General features: G+C 59.8%; 19 protein-coding genes and 1 pseudogene. 13 read left to right on the top strand and 7 right to left on the bottom strand.

Annotated features, from left to right (window positions below; genetic code table 11):
- Positions 1-115: 115 nt before the first annotated feature.
- The 4 genes and pseudogenes from ACF6ZU_RS24210 to ACF6ZU_RS24195 all read left to right on the top strand — a co-directional run bounded on the left by ACF6ZU_RS24210 (position 116) and on the right by ACF6ZU_RS24195 (position 2,102).
- Positions 116-1,156, top strand: coding sequence for an alpha/beta hydrolase family protein (locus ACF6ZU_RS24210; protein ID WP_392887700.1), 1,041 nt, complete (start codon positions 116-118; stop codon positions 1,154-1,156).
- Positions 1,157-1,339: 183 nt separating this feature from the next.
- A pseudogene (locus tag ACF6ZU_RS24205) lies at positions 1,340-1,459 on the top strand (cation transporter); the annotation flags it as partial.
- A gap of 113 nt (positions 1,460-1,572) precedes the next feature.
- Positions 1,573-1,929, top strand: a complete 357-nt coding sequence (locus tag ACF6ZU_RS24200) for a hypothetical protein (RefSeq protein ID WP_392887698.1) — start codon at positions 1,573-1,575, stop codon at positions 1,927-1,929.
- A gap of 2 nt (positions 1,930-1,931) precedes the next feature.
- Complete coding sequence (locus tag ACF6ZU_RS24195) at positions 1,932-2,102, top strand: DUF1289 domain-containing protein (protein WP_392887696.1); 171 nt, start codon at positions 1,932-1,934, stop codon at positions 2,100-2,102.
- A gap of 92 nt (positions 2,103-2,194) precedes the next feature.
- Here the strand turns inward: ACF6ZU_RS24195 and ACF6ZU_RS24190 are convergent, their stop codons facing one another.
- Both ACF6ZU_RS24190 and ACF6ZU_RS24185 read right to left on the bottom strand, forming a co-directional pair.
- Positions 2,195-3,400 (bottom strand): FAD-dependent monooxygenase, encoded by a 1,206-nt coding sequence (locus ACF6ZU_RS24190; RefSeq protein ID WP_392887694.1) that lies wholly within the window; start codon positions 3,398-3,400, stop codon positions 2,195-2,197.
- Positions 3,397-3,915 carry a MarR family winged helix-turn-helix transcriptional regulator gene (locus ACF6ZU_RS24185; protein WP_392887692.1) on the bottom strand — a complete coding sequence of 173 codons (519 nt, stop codon included), beginning with the start codon at positions 3,913-3,915 and terminating at the stop codon, positions 3,397-3,399. The genes ACF6ZU_RS24190 and ACF6ZU_RS24185 overlap by 4 nt, the downstream gene beginning before the upstream one ends.
- Positions 3,916-4,255: 340 nt before the next feature.
- Between ACF6ZU_RS24185 and ACF6ZU_RS24180 the strand changes: the two genes are divergently transcribed.
- Positions 4,256-4,417 (top strand): DUF2986 domain-containing protein, encoded by a 162-nt coding sequence (locus ACF6ZU_RS24180; protein ID WP_392887691.1) that lies wholly within the window; start codon positions 4,256-4,258, stop codon positions 4,415-4,417.
- Positions 4,418-4,432: 15 nt separating this feature from the next.
- Here ACF6ZU_RS24180 and ACF6ZU_RS24175 read toward each other — a convergent pair whose 3' ends face one another.
- Positions 4,433-7,339 (bottom strand): EAL domain-containing protein, encoded by a 2,907-nt coding sequence (locus ACF6ZU_RS24175; protein ID WP_392887690.1) that lies wholly within the window; start codon positions 7,337-7,339, stop codon positions 4,433-4,435.
- A gap of 183 nt (positions 7,340-7,522) precedes the next feature.
- Between ACF6ZU_RS24175 and ACF6ZU_RS24170 the strand changes: the two genes are divergently transcribed.
- A complete protein-coding gene (locus ACF6ZU_RS24170; protein ID WP_392887688.1) occupies positions 7,523-8,194 on the top strand; it encodes a class I SAM-dependent methyltransferase in 672 nt (223 codons plus the stop codon).
- A gap of 40 nt (positions 8,195-8,234) precedes the next feature.
- Here the strand turns inward: ACF6ZU_RS24170 and ACF6ZU_RS24165 are convergent, their stop codons facing one another.
- Complete coding sequence (locus tag ACF6ZU_RS24165) at positions 8,235-8,516, bottom strand: hypothetical protein (protein WP_392887686.1); 282 nt, start codon at positions 8,514-8,516, stop codon at positions 8,235-8,237.
- Between the two features lie 378 nt (positions 8,517-8,894).
- On the opposite strand from ACF6ZU_RS24165, the gene ACF6ZU_RS24160 reads away from it, so the two are divergent.
- From ACF6ZU_RS24160 to ACF6ZU_RS24145, 4 genes are all read left to right on the top strand, one after another.
- The gene (locus ACF6ZU_RS24160; protein ID WP_392887685.1) at positions 8,895-9,131 is read left to right on the top strand and encodes a hypothetical protein; all 237 of its coding nucleotides are present in this window, start codon (positions 8,895-8,897) and stop codon (positions 9,129-9,131) included.
- Positions 9,132-9,365: 234 nt separating this feature from the next.
- Positions 9,366-10,907, top strand: coding sequence for a multicopper oxidase family protein (locus ACF6ZU_RS24155; protein WP_392887683.1), 1,542 nt, complete (start codon positions 9,366-9,368; stop codon positions 10,905-10,907).
- Positions 10,908-10,919: 12 nt separating this feature from the next.
- A complete protein-coding gene (locus ACF6ZU_RS24150; RefSeq protein ID WP_392887681.1) occupies positions 10,920-12,056 on the top strand; it encodes a hypothetical protein in 1,137 nt (378 codons plus the stop codon).
- Between the two features lie 3 nt (positions 12,057-12,059).
- The gene (locus ACF6ZU_RS24145) at positions 12,060-12,626 is read left to right on the top strand and encodes an SCO family protein (protein ID WP_392887679.1); all 567 of its coding nucleotides are present in this window, start codon (positions 12,060-12,062) and stop codon (positions 12,624-12,626) included.
- A gap of 34 nt (positions 12,627-12,660) precedes the next feature.
- On the opposite strand, the gene ACF6ZU_RS24140 is transcribed toward ACF6ZU_RS24145, so the two are convergent.
- Positions 12,661-13,320 (bottom strand): TetR/AcrR family transcriptional regulator, encoded by a 660-nt coding sequence (locus ACF6ZU_RS24140; RefSeq protein ID WP_392887678.1) that lies wholly within the window; start codon positions 13,318-13,320, stop codon positions 12,661-12,663.
- 121 nt (positions 13,321-13,441) lie between these two features.
- On the opposite strand from ACF6ZU_RS24140, the gene ACF6ZU_RS24135 reads away from it, so the two are divergent.
- Entirely contained in the window at positions 13,442-13,867 is a 426-nt protein-coding gene (locus ACF6ZU_RS24135) for a hypothetical protein (protein WP_392887676.1), read from the top strand.
- Positions 13,868-13,968: 101 nt separating this feature from the next.
- Here ACF6ZU_RS24135 and ACF6ZU_RS24130 read toward each other — a convergent pair whose 3' ends face one another.
- Positions 13,969-14,310: a hypothetical protein gene (locus ACF6ZU_RS24130; protein WP_392887674.1), complete on the bottom strand. Its 342-nt coding sequence runs from the start codon at positions 14,308-14,310 to the stop codon at positions 13,969-13,971.
- Positions 14,311-14,482: 172 nt separating this feature from the next.
- On the opposite strand from ACF6ZU_RS24130, the gene ACF6ZU_RS24125 reads away from it, so the two are divergent.
- Positions 14,483-14,719: a hypothetical protein gene (locus tag ACF6ZU_RS24125; RefSeq protein WP_392887672.1), complete on the top strand. Its 237-nt coding sequence runs from the start codon at positions 14,483-14,485 to the stop codon at positions 14,717-14,719.
- Between the two features lie 127 nt (positions 14,720-14,846).
- On the opposite strand, the gene ppk2 is transcribed toward ACF6ZU_RS24125, so the two are convergent.
- Positions 14,847-15,764 carry a polyphosphate kinase 2 gene (gene ppk2, locus ACF6ZU_RS24120; RefSeq protein ID WP_392887671.1) on the bottom strand — a complete coding sequence of 306 codons (918 nt, stop codon included), beginning with the start codon at positions 15,762-15,764 and terminating at the stop codon, positions 14,847-14,849.
- Positions 15,765-15,922: 158 nt separating this feature from the next.
- Between ppk2 and pstS the strand changes: the two genes are divergently transcribed.
- Positions 15,923-16,954: a phosphate ABC transporter substrate-binding protein PstS gene (gene pstS, locus ACF6ZU_RS24115; RefSeq protein WP_392887670.1), complete on the top strand. Its 1,032-nt coding sequence runs from the start codon at positions 15,923-15,925 to the stop codon at positions 16,952-16,954.
- Positions 16,955-16,970: the final 16 nt, after the last annotated feature.

Genomic DNA, 16,970 nt, shown 5'->3' with positions numbered 1-16,970 from the left:
ACTCGAACCAATGACCACCTGAAATGACTATATGCGCCCACACGATGGCTGATATGTTTCCCGCGCACCTGATCGTGTTCGATCGAAGCTGACCCCCTCAAGGAAGATAAAAACAATGAAAACAGTGCTCGGCGCCGTACTGCTTATCTGTCTTAACATCCACGCATTCGCTGGCGACAACCCTATCGGCTTCCGGGCCTCGACGTTGCCGGACAAGCAAAACGACCGACCGCTGGAATTGGCCGTCTGGTACCCGACAGCAACCACTGCCACACCGCAACTGATCGCCGATACGCCGGTGTTTGTCGGCGCCCTCGCCGTCCGCGATGCTCCGTCGGCCGCAGGCGCACATCCGTTGGTGGTGCTCTCCCACGGCTTTCGCGGTAATTGGGGGAACCAGTCATGGCTGGCCACCGCACTGGTCCGTCAGGGTTACATCGTGGCGGCGGTCAACCACCCCGGCACGACCACCCGTGATCGCAACCCGAAAGCCGCGGCGCAGTTATCGCAGCGCCCCGTCGACCTGCAGCGCGCCATCGATGCGGTCATCGCTCAGCCGGAACACTTTGGGTCAGTGGCCAAGGGCAAAATTGCAGTGGTCGGTCATTCACTTGGCGGCTGGACTGCCCTGGAGATCGCCGGAGCCCGGTTCGATCCCGAGCGTTTTATCCAGGACTGCATCGCCCACCCCCAGCTGTCCAGTTGCAGCACTTACAAACAGATCAACCCCGACAGCGATCCAGCATCGAAAACCCGGTTGGTCGCCGATCTGAGCGACAAACGTGTCACTGCCATCGTTTCCCTGGATTTGGGCCTGTCACGCGGCATGACCGATGAAAGTCTGGCGGCCTTGCCGGTGCCGGTCCTGGTGATCGCGGCGGGCGCGCCCTCTGAAGATCTTCCCGCGCAGCTGGAGTCCGCCGACCTGACCAAGCGCTTGCCCCCGGCGACGAGCCGTTACGTCGAGATCAAGGACGCCAGTCACTTCAGTTTTTTGTCCCTGTGCAAACCCGGTGCGGTGGCGTTGCTTGAAGAAGACGCACCAGGTGATGGCATCATTTGCCGTGATGGCGATAACGCCCGACCGCGGGCGTTGATCCAGCAGCAGATTGCATCGCTGATCACCGAGTTTCTGGCGCAGTCATTTCGCAATTGAAAATGGGTGATGTCGAAGCCTGAACGCCCCTGCGTCACTCTTTCCGATTCCCGCCATGACGGTCGTCCCACGCCCCCTCACATTTGAAGTCTCTCCTTTCTGCAGCAGGCCATAGATGATCCCTTTATCCGACGGCTTGATGGAGGAAATCATCAAGGAGCACGCGCGGGAGCATGTTGCGGTTTCGGTACTGGAAAGGTTGGAGATTTGGGCGGGTTCGCTTCGGCGCTGATTCTCGGTTTGGTTTCCCCGGGAATTGGCGTTGAGTCCATAATGCGCCTCTTACAGCCAACGGAAGTTCAGTCGGCACCATGCGTGTACGTCTCAAGCCGGTTCACGAAGTCAGCCATCTGATGGTCGAGTACAGGCCGGCCTGATTCAGCGCCTCTCCTCCATTAATATCAAAGGAACCTGCGATGCCTCCTGGGAAACGTGAGCTGGCGCGAATCGAACGCCGGTTGGTCACCATGCTGACCGAAGCGTGCGAAACAGCAAAAGGTGAAATCCAAGGCTTTACCTGGCTCACCCACACTGCTGACCTGAACGCGTGGGCTGAAACCCTGAAGGTGATCTGGGTGTTCGAAACCCTGGCTGACAGAACACTCGCCCAGGCTGAGTCGAAGGCTCGCATCTTTGAGCTGACGGCCATCGCATTGAATGAAGCCGCCATCGACCTGAGCCTTTCAGATCGCAATGTCCGCCTCGACTCTGAGGAAGAATGCCAGCGCATTCATTGTGGCGACTGGCAGAAGCGTCTGGCCAAGGGTTATTGACGATGGCTAAAGAAATCGAAAATCCCTGCATCTCGGTGTGCCAACTGAAGGGGGATCTGTGTGTGAGTTGTGGGCGGAGCAAGGAAGACATCAGAAAATGGAAACGCATGAAGCGCCCTGAAAAAATGGCCGCGGTGCAAAGAGCGAATGTGCGCTTGAAAGGGCTGAAGTAAGCACAGGAAAATCGCTTGTTCTGGATGACCGCTCTGGGTCGGAACCAGTCCTTCGTGACAGGCAACAATCGGCCGGCAACGGACATTCGCGTCTACGTCCGCTTCAATTCGTCATAACTCGGCAGCTCAATGGCGTCAGCCTTCGGTGAAAGGATTTTCCCGAACAAGGTCTTGAGCCCCGGAGCGGTGGCCATCCTCAGCACTGCGTGACCGAGTGCGATGCCAAGACGCGAATGCGGCGATGCCAGTCTGGGCGCGAACTTGGGTACGCTCTGCGCCTGAGCGACGTAAGGACGCATCCGCTTTTCATAAGCCGCGAACGCTTGGGTGTGATCGGCATGGCGACTCAGCTCGCCAGCCAGCACATAGGCGCCGCACAGCCCCAGACTGGTGCCCATGCCACTGATGGGCGATGCACAATAGGCCGCGTCCCCCACGAGTGCGATGCGCCCCTTGGACCAGCGAGCCATCCTGACCTGGCCCACCGCGTCCAGATAAAGGTCGGTTACATCCTCCAGCGCAGCGAGCACGCGGGGCGCCTCCCAACCGGCGTCGGCAAACAGTTGCTTGAGCAATGAGACCTGTTCGGCCTGAGTGAGCTTTTCGTAGCCGCTCGGCGCTTGCTGAAAAGACAAAAAGGCGCGCGTGGTGCCCAGGTTATCGGGGCGCAAACAGATACAGCGGCCGCCGGGGATGTTGTACCAGCGCATGACCTGCCCATCGCTCGGCTGCCGAGGCACGGTGAAATAGGCCGTATAAAGATCGAGGGGACGACGTTGAACTTCGTCGCCGAACACTTGATTGCGTGTCGTCGAACCAATGCCCTCAGCCACGATAACCAGGTCGTAAACCTGCTCAGCGCCCTGCTCGAAGCGCACATGCACCTGCTCGCCATCGTCCTCAATGGTTTCAATGCTGTCGCCGAATCGGTACGTGACCCGGTCCTGGCTGTGCTGGATCAATAGCCTGGCAAGTTCGCCCCGCAGAATTTCCAGTTCGGCTATCGGCCCGTCCCCGTCGAAGGCATTTACACCGATGAATGCCTTGGTCTGGTTGGCCTGGTCAACGAAGGCGATGCCCTGCTCATGGGTCGTGTTCGCCTGAATCAGTCCCTCCAACCCCATGCGTTGCACAACCACACGCCCTGCGCCACGCACGTCGATCGTCTGCCCGCCATCGCGAAACGCCGGCGCCCTCTCGACCACGGCGACGTCCATGCCCTGCCGGGACAGCCAATAAGCCAGTGCGGGCCCGGCGATGCTTGCTCCGGTCACCAGTACTTTTGGTGGCTTCATCATGCGTCCGGCCTTTCAACGAGGGACGCCGCGCTGCCCGGCAAGGTGCTGCGGTAGACCTCGACGACCTGCCCCAGAAATGCCTCGATGACCGCGCGATCCCGGACGTCGAGCGCGCCGAGCACTGCGCTCAGTCCATTGAGCATGGGCGCGATATGCCGATACGCCTGAGCCACCGACTCTGGCACCGGGCACACCAGCACCCGGCGCTTGTCATCGACCTGTCGCTCGCGGACCACGTGACCGGCGCGCTCCAGGCGGTCGATGACCTGGGTGATGCCTGCGGTGGTCACTGACAGGCGTGCTGCAAGCTCGGTCGGCGGCAGCGGCCCGTCGGTGATCAAGTGCTCCAGTGCCGCCACGTCGGTCTGATTGATGCCCAGAGCCGTGCCGAGATTGCTGGCTGCCTTACGCGTCAGGATGGCGATCTGTTGCAGCTGCTGGCCGACGACATCGCTGGCAATCTGCAAGCTGCGTGGATCTTCGGCGGGATACGGCGGAGATGAAGATGACTGCATGCGTCAGGGTCTGCTCAAGGGGTAGTCGTTATCAGGAGAGCGAAACTAACATATAGCTAATTTGCTTAGCTAGTTTTCCGAATGACGGATGAAAACCGCCACGTTGCGGACGCGAATCGATTTTTTACAAGGCGTTGAATCGCTCGAATGAGGTTTGTTGCGGGGCCTACAACCTAGCACTGCTCCCGATTCGCGCTTACCATGCTCCACCCCATGCTCGCTCGACGGGCACAAGCCCGAACGCACGCAAAACCATCGACCCAGCGGATATCCTCTGGGCCGATGCCATCGTCGTCATGGAAAGCAAATACCTGAATCGCCTGTAAGCCGAGTTGAAAACATGAATCGTCAAAAAAAATTGCAGCAGCTGTTCAAGGCGAAAGCCAAAAAGGCCAGTGCCAAACTGGCACCGAAAAACAAGTCCACCTACATCAGCAAGGCTGACCGCTTGAAACTGGAGGCTGAAGCCAGCCAGGCCCCCGTCATTCCCGCTGAGGATTGATCTAAAGGCCTGACTTCAACACAGCTCACGCTTCATCGACGAACTCGCGAGCAACGCCTCCAGCCCCATCGGCTTGGCGAAGTAATAACCCTGGGCCTGCCCCGCGCCCATTTCGCGCAGCAAGCGCAGCGTCGCTTCATCCTCGACCCCTTCGGCCACCACGCTGAGGTCCAGCGATTCGGCCATCCGCACAATGGCGCGGACAATCGCGCGGCTGCGGGCGCTGGTGGTCAGTTCGAGGATGAACGACTTGTCGATCTTCAAGCCGCTGAAGCGGTATTGATGCACATAACTCAGGGACGAAAACCCCGCCCCGAAGTCATCGAGCACCACCGACATGCCGTTGTCGGCCAGTTGTTGCATGGTCAGCCGGGCAATCGCCGGTTCGGCGACCAGCGCCCCCTCGGTCAACTCCAAGCAGATCCGCGACGGTGAAACCCCGTGCCGCGCCAGCAGCGCAAGCACATCGCTGGCGAAGTCCGGACGCGTCATGCTGTAGCTGGAGCAATTGACGTGCACCGCAGGCCAGTTGGCGTGCTCGGGTTGTGCGAGGATCACGGCGACGCTGGTCAGCATGTACAGGTCCAGGCGACCGATCATGCGCAACCCCTCGACCGCCGGCAAAAACTCGCCCGGCGCGATCACCCGGCCGTCCGGCTGATGCCAGCGAATCAGCGCTTCAAGGGCCAGCAGTTCGCCGGTCTCGACGCTGACGATCGGCTGGAAGTACGGCAGCAGTTCGTCGGTACGCTTGAGCGCGTTGCGCAAGGCCCCTTCCCGCTCGACCTGGTCCGAGACCTGGCGGCGCAGCTCCTGGTTGAACACCGCGTAGCTGTCGCGCCCGGCACTCTTGACCCGGTACATCGCCGCGTCGGCATCGCGCAGCAAGTCGGCCGGCTCGTCATGGAACTGGCTGTCGGCGCTGACGATCCCGATGCTGCAGGACGAGAACACTTCATAGCCATTGATCAGGAACGGCAGGTCGAACGCGACGAGGATCCGCTCGGCGATTTCGATCAGCACGTCCAGCGGCGCCTCGGGCGCCAGCACCGAAAACTCATCACCGCCCAACCGCGCCAGCATGTCGGTGTCGCGCAGGCAGCCACGCAAACGGTGGGCGGCCTGCATCAACAGCAGGTCGCCGAAATGGTGGCCGAGGCTGTCGTTGACCATCTTGAAACGGTCGAGGTCGATGAACATCACCGCCAGGTGCCCGCCTTCACTGCCGAACCGCGACCAGGCCAGATTGAGGCGCTGTTGCAGGTAGGTGCGGTTCGGCAGTCCGGTCAGCGCATCGTGGGAGTTTTCGTGCTGCAACTTGGCATTGGCGTGATCGAGCTCGCGGGTGCGGTTCTGCACCCGGGCTTCCAGCTTGAGGTTCGCGGCATGGATCGCTTCGGCAGCCGTGCGGCGCGACAACGCGGTGTCGATGTGCCGCGACACGAAGGTCAGCAGTTCCTGGTCGCGTAGTGTGTAGCTCACTTGCGAGGTGTAGCTTTGCACAGCCAGCACGCCGCGTACCACATCGCCATCGAACAGCGGAATGCCCAGCCACGAATAGGAGCGGACAGACTCTTCGGCCATGGCGGTTTCACCGATGGCCGCCAACCGTTCAGCCTCGTCGACGTCAATCAGGCAAGGGCGACGCTGGCGGATCACGTACTCGGTCAGGCCCCGACGCCCGCGCCGCGCCGCCGGGCATGTCGTCTGCCGCTCATCGACGTAGTACGGAAAGGTCACTTCACCGGTCGCGTCATCGAACAGCGCGATGTAGAAGTTCTGCGCGAACAGCAGATCACCCACGATGCCGTGCAGGGTTTGAAACAGCTCGGCCATGTCGCCCGGCTGGCTTGACAGTTCGGCAATCTGGAACAGCGCGCTTTGCAGGTGTTCGGCGCGCTCACGCTCGGCCACTTCCTGCCGCAAGGCGTCGTTGAGGGCCGACAGCTCCAGGGTGCGACGCATCACCGTCGCTTCCAGGTCCTCGCGGTGCAGAATGCGGTCCAGCGCCATGGCTACGTGGCGGGCCACCACCAGAAACAGCGCGCGGTCTTCGGCGCTGTAGGTGCGGGAAACTTCGTAGACCTGCATGGCGAGCATGCCAAACACCTCGTCCGAGGCATTTTTCAACGGCGCACCCATCCAGAATTCAGGACGATCACCCACGCAGTAAAAGCGCTTTTCCGCCTGAGCCGCGATGATGCCGGCGGCGTCGATCAGCAATGGCTGGGCCGAGGTCAATACCTGGCCGGTCAGCGACAGGTGCGTGGGGTCGAGGTATTCGTAATGGGAGGATTCCACGGCATCGACATCGATGATGTCGACGTAATACGGGTAGTCGATCTTGCCGGTGTGCGGGTCATACAGCGCGAGGTAGAAGTTCTCGGCGTCGATCAGGCTGGCGAGCAGCTTGTGAACGCCCACCAGGAACACGGCGCGGTCGCGGGTCGAACTGGCCAGGTAGGTGATTTCATACAGCACCCGCTGAGTAATCTGCGCGCGGGCCAGGGTATTGGTCTGTTCCTGAATGCCCAGGCGCTGGGCGAACTCGGCCAGCGCCGGTTCGGCGGCATCGTCGGCGGGCGCGAGCAGCCAGCCCAGCACGCCCTCGCCTTGGCCGGTCGGCCAGCGGTGCAAGCCACGGCTTCGGCAGAAGGCTTCAAACTCATCATGGGCCACACTGGCCGGCCACTGCAGCCCTGGATCACCCTGCCCGACCCAATGCAGTTGCTCGCCGGCACGGTAAAACACCCACGCAGTGGTGTGGTCCCAGTGGCGTGCCGAGTCCAGTAATTGTTCGATGGTGTCCTGATTGCCAGCGTAAGCCATGCCGACCGTACCCAAGTTCCCTTTTTGCTGTGATGCGACAACGTCGCAATCGTTCGATTGCCGTGAGGAGTCGGTCAATGGACAAAAACTCATCAGCGCTCCCTGAGCCAAAAACTGGCGATACTCACTGACTGATCCCTAGCATTGTGCCGGTGAGCTTCCCGTTTAAAGCTTATGACGCTTTTTTTCAACAGGTTTGTTCGATTTGGTACAAACCTCGCAGCGTCTTCAGCGACTGACCTATCCTTTATCCACCCCATAACATCGGCCATCGCTATGTCCACCCCGGAATCCAGCCTCCTGCAAAGTTGGCACCACAACGCCCGATCCTGGATCGAAGCCATCCGCACCGGCGCCATAGAAAGCCGTCACACGGTCACGGATCAAGCCATTCTGCTGGCGATTCTGGGTCGCCAGCCCGAGCGTGTGCTCGACCTCGGTTGCGGCGAAGGCTGGCTGTTGCGGGCACTGACGGAACGTTCCATCGAGGCGGTCGGTGTGGATGGCGATGCGACGCTGGTCGAAGCCGCGCGGGCAGCCGGCTCTTCGGTGGTGCATCTGGGGAGTTATGAAGCGCTGGCCGAGGCCAGCGTCGATATTGGAAGTGACTACCACCTGATCTGCGCCAACTTCGCCTTGCTGCACCAGGACATCATCCCGCTGCTCGCCGCCATGAACACCCTGCTCGCCCCGGACGGTGCGCTGATCATCCAAACCCTGCATCCATGGACTGCTGCGGCAGGCGATTATCAGGACGGCTGGCGAACCGAAAACTTCGCCGGTTTCACAGGCCAGTGGCAACCCATGCCGTGGTATTTCCGCACCTTGTCCAGCTGGCTGAACGCCCTGGACATGGCCGGCTTTCGGCTGGCCGGCCTGCAAGAACCGCAGCACCCGCAAAGTCCGGTGCCGCAGTCGTTGCTGTTGGTGGCCGAGCCGGTACGCTGAAGCGGAGTCTTTCGCGACGCTTCGTCACGAGAACGGATGGCTACCGCTCGTGCTCGTTCGCAAAGTCCGCCGCCGCGCGCAGTTCTTCGTTGGCCTGGCTGAGCAACTCCTTGGCCCGCTCGGCGTGTCCGCCCAGGTGGGAGTTATTGTCGCGTTGGGCCTCCCCCACCATTCGCCATGCCTGGACGATGTGCTCCTGGGCCGATCGCAGATTGCCGTGGCGATCACCGATGTCCACGAAGGGTTGGTCGGCCTGGCTGACGCAGCCAAAGATCAACGAGGTGCAAAGAACGCTGCCAATCACCAGACATTTTCTGTTCATTACGAATCCTCTAATTGAATTCAGGGTTCACCACGCAATCCCGTTAAACACAAAACCTGTAGGAGCCAGCTTGCTGGCGATGGACTCAAGTACGCAGTGGTGAGCCAGTTTGTACGCGTTATCGTTAACGACCTTCGCCAGCAAGCTGGCTCCTACAGGAGACCGTATCAATTTTGAATATTGAGTGGTCTTCAAGTCCGTAAGGAGCCTTTTATTGGGTCAGATGAAGCGTAGGCCCAGCCAATAAAATCGCTATTCAGTGAATAAGAAAATCAGATAGTCGGTGAGCGCGACCAGCGGGTTGGCAACTTCCGTTTAACCCGCCTATTTTTTCATCTCGCAATTACGCGAAAGCGTAGATGAAGAAGGAGTCTGGAAATGCGAGCCCTCAAAGCCATTCTGGTTACTTCACTGTTAGCAGCGGGCCTGATGTGTCATGCAGGCTTTACACAGGCCGAAGGCGATGTTGCAAAAGATGTCAGAGATGGCGTTCGTGACGCGGACAAAGATGTCGATCGCGACGCAAAAGATATCGATAAGGAAGCCAAGGAACTGGATAAAGAACGGCACAAAGAAGACCGTCATCTCGATAAGGAAGAGAAGAAACATCTGTGATGTTGTAGCGCTGGTTTAACAACTAAGTGCACTTCATCGGTTGAACGTTACTTCATGGATCCAAAGGCTTGCGCAACTTCCGTGCTGTCCTACACTGCGGAAGTTGCGCGCAATACCTGTCAAAGCCACGCGGGCCGTGGCCTGTAACGCTGCGCGGTGGCGTCTGATCACCTTTGGGCAGCGCACAGGCGGACTGCGTTTGCAGTTCATCGCTACGCCACGAAGGTCGCGATCATGCCCAGAGCTTTCAGCGTCCGCCCCTTGTCACTCTGCGCAAGCATGTTCGTACTTGCGCTGGCCGGTTGTGCGACTCAGCACTCCGCAGAACCGGCGTCCCAGCCACTGCGGCAGAATCCCGAATTCACCTACGATGCCAGCGGCGTGACCCACGCCACGCTGACGGCGGCCGAGCAACAGGTCAACGTCGGCAACGAGCGCTACGTGTCCCTGGTGTTCAACGGCGATTACGATTCGCCGCTGATTCGAACCCGACCGGGCGGGACCATGGCGATCCGTCTGGACAACCGCATGGACGAAGTCACCAACCTGCATTTCCACGGCATGCAGGTATCCCCTCTGGACCAGGGCGACAATATTTTCCGCATGACCCAGCCCCATCAGGTGGGCGAATACAACGTCAAACTGCCCCTCGATCACAGCCCCGGCGCCTACTGGTATCACAGTCATTTCCATGGCGGCTCCCAGCGCCAGGTCTCCGCCGGGATTGCCGGACCGATCCTGGTCGACGGCATGCTTGATCCGTTTCCCGAACTCAAGGGCATCAAGGAACAGGTGCTGGTCCTGCGCAATTTCCAGAAAACCCTGACCGGCAAAGTCGCCAGTGAAATCATCACCAGCGCCCCGGCGATTCGTACGATCAACGGCCAGGAAGTACCGATCATCGACATCAAGCCGGGGGAAACCCAGCTCTGGCATTTCATCAACATTGCCGCCAACCAGTATTTCCGGATTCGCATCGATGGCCAGTCGATGCAGGTGTTATCGCGAGACGGCAACACCGTCACGCGAAGGGTCGACGATGATCAGGTGTTGATCGGGCCATCCGCGCGCTTCAGCGTGCTGGTCGTGGGGCCTGCGGCTGGTTCCCACGATGTGGTGATGGGTGACGCGGATACCGGCCCGGCAGGCGACAGTTACCCGGCGGCCAGACTGGCGGTATTGCGCTCCAGCGGTGAGCGGGTCGCGACCAAACAGATCACCAGCGCCTATCCGTCCGCAGAGGACTTCAGCAAGATCGCGGTGAACAAGACGCGGCAGTTCGCCTTTCAGGATTCGGACACTGACCCCAACGCGTTCCTGATCAACGGCACGCGCTTCGAACTGGACCGGGTCAACACCACGGTCAAGCTCGGCGACGTGGAGGAATGGCGCCTGTTCAACCCGTCCCAGGAATTGCACCAGTTTCATATCCACCAGGTGGATTTCCAGGTGACCGAGATCAACGGCAAACCGGTGCAGTTCAGTGGCTATCGGGACAACGTATTCATCCCCGCTACCGGCTCGATCACCGTGCGCATCCCTTTTCGCGACCCGGTCATCCTCGGCAAGTTCGTCTATCACTGCCACATCCTCGAACACGAAGACGGCGGCATGATGCAGGCCATCCAGGTGGTCAAACCCGAGGACTACGAGCAGGCGGTCAAGCTCGAACCGCTCGGCGGGCTGTACGGTGAAAACAACCAGTTGTGCTCCTACCTGCGCAACACCGGTCAGGACCCGAAAGCGTCCAGCCCGTTGATCCCGCGAACCAACTGAAGGGGGCGCGCCATGAGCAACTATCGCTTGGCAGTGTTGTTGGTGGGATCGGTGTGTGCCGTCGAGTCGACCCTGGCCGATGACGGGCAATACCCCAACGTCGGCATGGATTACGACGCGACCTTTCAATATGACCACGTGCACGCCGACTCGCCCCAGGGCGGCAATCGCAACAGCACCGACGCCTACCCGGACATCAACACCACCTTCTACTTCCGTTTCTCCCACGACCAGCAGATCCGGTTCTCCACCGAGATCAATCCCATCGACGGACCGGAGCCCGGACAAAAGCGCTTTTTCGAAGACGTGGGGCTGGTGATCAATGACCTCAACTACTACCAGAACAACGCCAACTCGGCGTTCTCGGTGGGCAAGTATCATGTGCCGTTCGGGCGCGCGCAGGATCAGGCGCCCGGTCTCTACACCAACGATTACGTCGCCACCTACGACCTCGACGGCATGCTCGGCGGCACCGTGGCGTACCGGTTTTTCGACCAGCAACTGGGCATGATCGAGCCCAACCTGAGTGTCTACACCGCCGACAATTCGTTTCTTGGTCGCCCCTATCTGCGCCATGGCGAGAAGCTGCAGCGCAGCGACGGCGGTCCGTCGAATACCGGCAAACTCGACTCTTATGCGGTGACGGTGAACTGGATCGCGATTCCGGCGGTGCCTTATCTGGAAATGCAGGCGGGCTACATGTCCAACAAAAAGGCCGAGGACGCGACACAAGCCATTCCCCCCGGCGAAGACGACGAAACCATCAAGATCGCCTCCGCCCGGTACATCTGGGCCTATGAACCGAGCACCGACCTTGAGCCGACGCTGGACGGGCGTTACTTCGATATCGTGCCCTTCGTCGAATTCGCCGATGTCGACAATGAAGACGGCATCAAGGGCAATGACACCCGCTACCTGACCACCTCGCTGACCTTCGATTTCGGTGACTGGTCTCTGGGCGCGACCCGGACCGACAAGCATCGGGAATCGACGGGAGGCGCGGACCGGCAGGATTACCTCAACGAGCTGAGCGTGACCTACGACATCACCGGCCAGATCAAACTCGGGTTTTCCGTCGGCACCCAGAAAGAAGACGGGCAGATGTCTGAACTGGTAGGCCTGGCGTTGACCTATTCGGGAGGTTATTGAGCGATGAAATGGTTAGCAGCGCTGATGTTAATGGGAGTTGCCACCGGCACGATGGCCACCCCCCGCACCGATATCGGCGGGCCGTTCCAGTTGACCAATCAGAACGGTCAGCGGGTCACCGAACGCAGCTTTGGTGAACCGACGCTGCTGTATTTCGGCTTCATGACCTGCCCGGCCATTTGTCCCACAGACCTGGCAAAAATGGCCCGCATCAGTCGGCAACTGCAACAACAGCAAGGCATCACCGTGCGACCGGTTTTTGTCACCGTTGACCCGGAACGCGACACGCCCGCCAGGCTCAAGACCTACGTCAACTACTTCGCCAGCAACTTCGTCGGCCTCACCGGTTCGGCACAGGACATCGTGCGCATTACCGACGCCTACCATGTGTATTACAAGAAAGTGCCCTCCGGCGATAAACCGGACCAGTACATGATGGATCACTCGACCCTCCTGTTCCTGCTCGACAGCCAAGGCCGCTACCTCAAGCATTTCGGTCGCGGGCTGGATGAAAAGGACATCGAGAGGCAAGTGGTCGCGGCACTGGCGGATGCTGCCGCTGGACGGTGACTCGCCCCTGCTCCGGCCGCCACGCCAGCACGTTTTACCTGGCGTGACGCTTGCGCCGCGCCTCCTCTTCCTCCGCCAGCGCCTGACGAACCAGCGCCCTCGCCGCCCACGCCGCGCTGTCGAGGGACTCCTCGACACTCGCCCGACTGATATCGCGCACGGCAATCAGCGCTTCGGTGCCGATGACGATCGACAGCGCCTGCTTCAATCGCTTGCGCGCACGCGGCGGGAGCACGTCCTTCAGCGAATCGACAATCGGCTCGATGTAACTCATCCGCCGGCCCGGCCGCAGGGGCGTTTCATGTGATTCGTTTTCGAGCCACACGGTCATGAACGAACGCTCCATCACGTGCAGGCCGATTTCGTCTTCGAGCAAAAGTGAGTTCAACGCATTCGCCGCCTGGCCGATGCCTTTGACCGGATCGTCCCCCGGCCGCCAGAAGCTCTCCAACAGCTTCATCTCGCGATCGGCTGCCGTCTCGCTGATCAACGCCTCTAGCGAAGGAAAGTAACGATACGCCGTGGCACGGGACACCCTCGCACGCTCGGCCACTTGCGCGAGCGTCGGGTGATGGCCCTCGTCGCGCATGGCGATGGCGGCATCGATCAACGCCTGACGCGTGCGCAGTTTCTGGTTGACCCGGCCTTGCGGATCGCCATCCGGGATCGACGGGCTTGACTTCGGAATTGACATGGAATAAATGATACTCCGTCCTATCGTGAGACACGCGTCTCATAATAGGCACACAGGAACCCACCGACAAGAGGTCGTTTTCAGCAACTAAACGCGCCTCACGGCGCATGAGGTGAATGCCATGAATCACAACCCCCGTTCGCGGACCTGGTTTCGGCTGGCTGCTCTCTACTTCGCCATCGGCGTCATGCTGGGCGTGGCGATGGGCGCCTCTGGCGACCACTCCCTGTTTGCAGTGCATGCCCACATCAATCTGTTGGGCTGGGTGTCGATGGCCCTGTTCGGCATCATCGGCACCGCATACCCCTCCATCACCGAGGGGCGCATTGCCGCCGCACAGTTCTGGACGTACAACATTGGCGTCCCGGTGATGCTCGGCGCACTGACGTTGCGCCTCAAGGGCTTCGCGTCCGTCGAACCGTTGATTGCCGCCGCCTCCCTGTTGATTGGATGCAGTGTGCTGCTGTTTGCGTGGCTGGTGTTTTCGCGGATCGGTGTCAGGGCCGAGGGTTTGAGCGGTGCGACAGGCGAGTCGCGACTGTCATAACGCACAAAAAAAAGCCCCGCAACCAAATGGGCTGCGGGGCAAGAAATTGGTTGGTTGCGGCCAACCAAAGGAGCTCTGTCAAAAACGTTGACCGGTCGGGGTCAGATGCAATCCTGTGCGGCGCGTTGGAAACTCGAAGGCAGCAGGTTCGAAGCCAGCAGGTGGCGCTCGTAGATGAACACCTTGCCGCCGTTTCCGGCCTTGTAGGCCTCCAGCACGTTGTCCGTCGATACCTTGCTCGGCACCACGATCCGGTAGCTGCGCTGGGTCTGCGAAACCGTTGGGTTCAACTCGCTGCCCTGCAATTTCGGCACGACGCAATCCGCGTATTGGGCCGGGGTCTTGCTGGTCTGCAAGGTCAGGGTCGGGTCGTTTGGCGCCGAGGCGCAGCCGGCGAGCAACAACGATCCGAACGCCAGGGCTGACACTGTTAAAAAGCGCATCGTTCTCTTCCTGAATGCTAAAGCGTGTTCGATGGAGGCGATTTTCCGGGTATTGCCCACAAAGGAGAACTTGCGTTTCTTGATGGTCACTATTACTTCTAACGATAGTTGTGCGCCGTGCAGGCGGATACACACTCAATCCCCACTAGAAATGATTGATGAGGATCTCTTTTTGAGAACTTTTGACCTGATCCGCGATGCCGTTCTGCCCGACTTCCGTGACCGGGTGGCCGAGTACCTGGTGCAGTACGAGAGCGTACTAGTGGGCGAACACACGCCCGACCCTGAACTAGTCCGCGCCACCGCCAATCAGTTGCGCGGCTACTTGCGCGGGTTGAACACCACGCGAGTGCTGGGCATGGCGGATTGGGAAGAACTGGACCGGCGGGTCGTGAATACGTGGCTTTAGCGATGGGTGCCGGCTCGGCGGGAGGGAGCCATGCAATGGAACTGACGCTCAGTCACGTCGATGTACAGGCCGAGAATCATGTCGACCGATGGGGCGCCAAGTGGGAGACGCCCCGATTCGGCCTGTCTTAATAGACCTGAGGCACGATGAGTTCCGGCGGTGTCGGGCTGCGGGAGTATTCTTCGTGCCTGACGCGCTGCGGCAGCTCGATCACTGGCATCTCCACTTCTTCATAGGGCATCTGCCCGAGCAGGTGGTGGATGCAGTTGAGTCGGGCCTTCTTCTTGTCATCGGCCTGCACCACCCACCATGGCGCTTCGGCGATGTGGGTGCGGTCGAGCATCACTTCCTTGGCCTTGGTATAGGCTTCCCAGCGCCGACGGGATTCCAGGTCCATGGGGCTGAGTTTCCACTGCTTGAGCGGGTCGTGAATGCGACTGAGAAAGCGCAGATGCTGTTCCTGGTCGGAAATGGAGAACCAGTATTTGATCAGCTGGATGCCGGAGCGAGCCAGCATTCTTTCGAACTCCGGCACGGTGCGGAAGAACTCTTCGTACTGGTCGGCGTTGCAAAAGCCCATCACTTGCTCGACGCCCGCGCGGTTGTACCAGCTGCGGTCGAAAAGCACGATCTCGCCCGCTGCCGGCAGGTGCGAGACGTAGCGTTGGAAGTACCACTGCGTCTGTTCCCGGTCATTGGGCGCTGGCAACGCGGCAACCCGACAGACCCGAGGGTTGAGCCGTTGAGTAATGCGCTTGATGACGCCCCCCTTGCCGGCGGCATCACGACCTTCGAACAGAATCACGACTTTGTGGCCAGTCTTGACCACCCAGCTTTGCAGCTTCACCAGTTCGCCTTGCAGGCGGAACAGCTCGCTGAAATAAAGCCGCCGAGCTTCCTTCTCACTGCCCTCCTCCAATTGCTCATCGAACAGAGCGTTCAGGTCCGTGCCGTCTTCGGACAATTCCAGTTCCAGCTCTTCGTCACTGTGGTCAAGCAGTTCACGGTGGATGCGCTGTATCAAGCGGTCTTCGGTTGAGAGCATGGGGGAAACTCGCGTCGGGAAGGGTCTGCCTCAGTGTGAGTCGTAATTTGTTACGAGGTAATTACATGGCCGGCCATCCTGCGCCATTCGACTTTCATAAAACCGTAACAAGAATGTTGCAGAGTTCCGGGGGCCCGTAATCACAACGAGTTTTTCCGATGAAAAGTTTGATGAAATCTGCAGCACTCGCCATCACGGTTTCTCTTTGTGCCACCTCAGTGTCGTTCGCTGCCGAAAGCGTTCGCCTGACAGGTTCCGGCGCCAGCTTCCCGGCTCCGATCTACCTCACCTGGTTCAAGGATTTCAGCAAGAAAACCGCTGGTGTCACCGTGGATTATCAATCCAAGGGCAGCGGCGCAGGTGTGCAGGACTTTCTGAACAAAACCGTTGATTTCGCGGCCAGCGACTCGGCGATGAAAGACGAAGACATCGCCAAGGTTGCCGAAGGCGCGCAACTGCTGCCGATGACTGCGGGTGAAATCGTCCTGGCCTATAACCTGCCAGGCAGTCCTAAAGGGCTGAAATTGCCACGCGACGTTTACTCCAACATCTTCCTGGGCAAGATCACCCAGTGGAACGATCCACAGATCGTCGCCGCCAACCCTGAGCTGAAACTGCCTGCTACGCCGATCACCGTTGTCGTACGTGCAGACTCCAGCGGCACTACCGCTGTATTCACCAAGCACTTGGCCGCCATCAACCCGGCGTTCAAGCAAGACCTGGGCGAAGGCAACACCGTCAACTGGCCAGCCAGCGACAAATTCATCAAATCGCCTAAAAACGATGGCGTGACCGCCACCGTACGCCAGACCCCGGGCGCCATTGGCTACATCGAGTACGGCTTCGCCAAACTGGCCAAGGTCGACTTTGCCCAGTTGCAGAACAAGGCCGGTCAGTACGTAGTGCCGAACGCCGAGAGCGGTGCCGAGGCCCTGGCCGCGGTGAAGATGCCTGAAAGCCTGGTGGCCTGGCTGCCGGATCCGGATGGCGCCAAGTCCTACCCGATCACTTCCTACACCTGGATGATCTTCCGCAAGCAGAACGAGAGCCCGGCCAAGGCCAAGGCCATGCGTGAAATGGTCGAGTACAGCCTGACTGAAGGTCAGAAAATTGCCGATTCGATGGGCTACATCCCACTGCCGCAATCGGTTGTCGATCAGGTTCGCAAAGCTTCCGCCAATATCCAGTGACGCTCGCGAGGCCTCT

This window comes from Pseudomonas migulae (assembly GCF_043225285.1).
GTDB lineage: Bacteria > Pseudomonadota > Gammaproteobacteria > Pseudomonadales > Pseudomonadaceae > Aquipseudomonas > Aquipseudomonas migulae_C.
This window is presented reverse-complemented; position numbering and strand designations above follow the sequence as displayed.

Excerpts from the sequence above, each read along its gene's own strand:
- pstS (WP_392887670.1), top strand. The coding sequence starts at position 15,923 with ATGAAAAGTTTGATGAAATCTGCAGCACTCGCCATCACGGTTTCTCTT.
- ACF6ZU_RS24135 (WP_392887676.1), top strand. The coding sequence starts at position 13,442 with ATGAATCACAACCCCCGTTCGCGGACCTGGTTTCGGCTGGCTGCTCTC.
- ACF6ZU_RS24160 (WP_392887685.1), top strand. The coding sequence starts at position 8,895 with ATGCGAGCCCTCAAAGCCATTCTGGTTACTTCACTGTTAGCAGCGGGC.
- ACF6ZU_RS24200 (WP_392887698.1), top strand. The coding sequence starts at position 1,573 with ATGCCTCCTGGGAAACGTGAGCTGGCGCGAATCGAACGCCGGTTGGTC.
- ppk2 (WP_392887671.1), bottom strand. The coding sequence starts at position 15,764 with ATGCTCTCAACCGAAGACCGCTTGATACAGCGCATCCACCGTGAACTG.
- ACF6ZU_RS24145 (WP_392887679.1), top strand. The coding sequence starts at position 12,060 with ATGAAATGGTTAGCAGCGCTGATGTTAATGGGAGTTGCCACCGGCACG.
- ACF6ZU_RS24190 (WP_392887694.1), bottom strand. The coding sequence starts at position 3,400 with ATGATGAAGCCACCAAAAGTACTGGTGACCGGAGCAAGCATCGCCGGG.
- ACF6ZU_RS24170 (WP_392887688.1), top strand. The coding sequence starts at position 7,523 with ATGTCCACCCCGGAATCCAGCCTCCTGCAAAGTTGGCACCACAACGCC.
- ACF6ZU_RS24165 (WP_392887686.1), bottom strand. The coding sequence starts at position 8,516 with ATGAACAGAAAATGTCTGGTGATTGGCAGCGTTCTTTGCACCTCGTTG.
- ACF6ZU_RS24155 (WP_392887683.1), top strand. The coding sequence starts at position 9,366 with ATGCCCAGAGCTTTCAGCGTCCGCCCCTTGTCACTCTGCGCAAGCATG.
- ACF6ZU_RS24210 (WP_392887700.1), top strand. The coding sequence starts at position 116 with ATGAAAACAGTGCTCGGCGCCGTACTGCTTATCTGTCTTAACATCCAC.
- ACF6ZU_RS24175 (WP_392887690.1), bottom strand. The coding sequence starts at position 7,339 with ATGAGTTTTTGTCCATTGACCGACTCCTCACGGCAATCGAACGATTGC.
- ACF6ZU_RS24140 (WP_392887678.1), bottom strand. The coding sequence starts at position 13,320 with ATGTCAATTCCGAAGTCAAGCCCGTCGATCCCGGATGGCGATCCGCAA.
- ACF6ZU_RS24130 (WP_392887674.1), bottom strand. The coding sequence starts at position 14,310 with ATGCGCTTTTTAACAGTGTCAGCCCTGGCGTTCGGATCGTTGTTGCTC.
- ACF6ZU_RS24180 (WP_392887691.1), top strand. The coding sequence starts at position 4,256 with ATGAATCGTCAAAAAAAATTGCAGCAGCTGTTCAAGGCGAAAGCCAAA.
- ACF6ZU_RS24185 (WP_392887692.1), bottom strand. The coding sequence starts at position 3,915 with ATGCAGTCATCTTCATCTCCGCCGTATCCCGCCGAAGATCCACGCAGC.
- ACF6ZU_RS24150 (WP_392887681.1), top strand. The coding sequence starts at position 10,920 with ATGAGCAACTATCGCTTGGCAGTGTTGTTGGTGGGATCGGTGTGTGCC.
- ACF6ZU_RS24195 (WP_392887696.1), top strand. The coding sequence starts at position 1,932 with ATGGCTAAAGAAATCGAAAATCCCTGCATCTCGGTGTGCCAACTGAAG.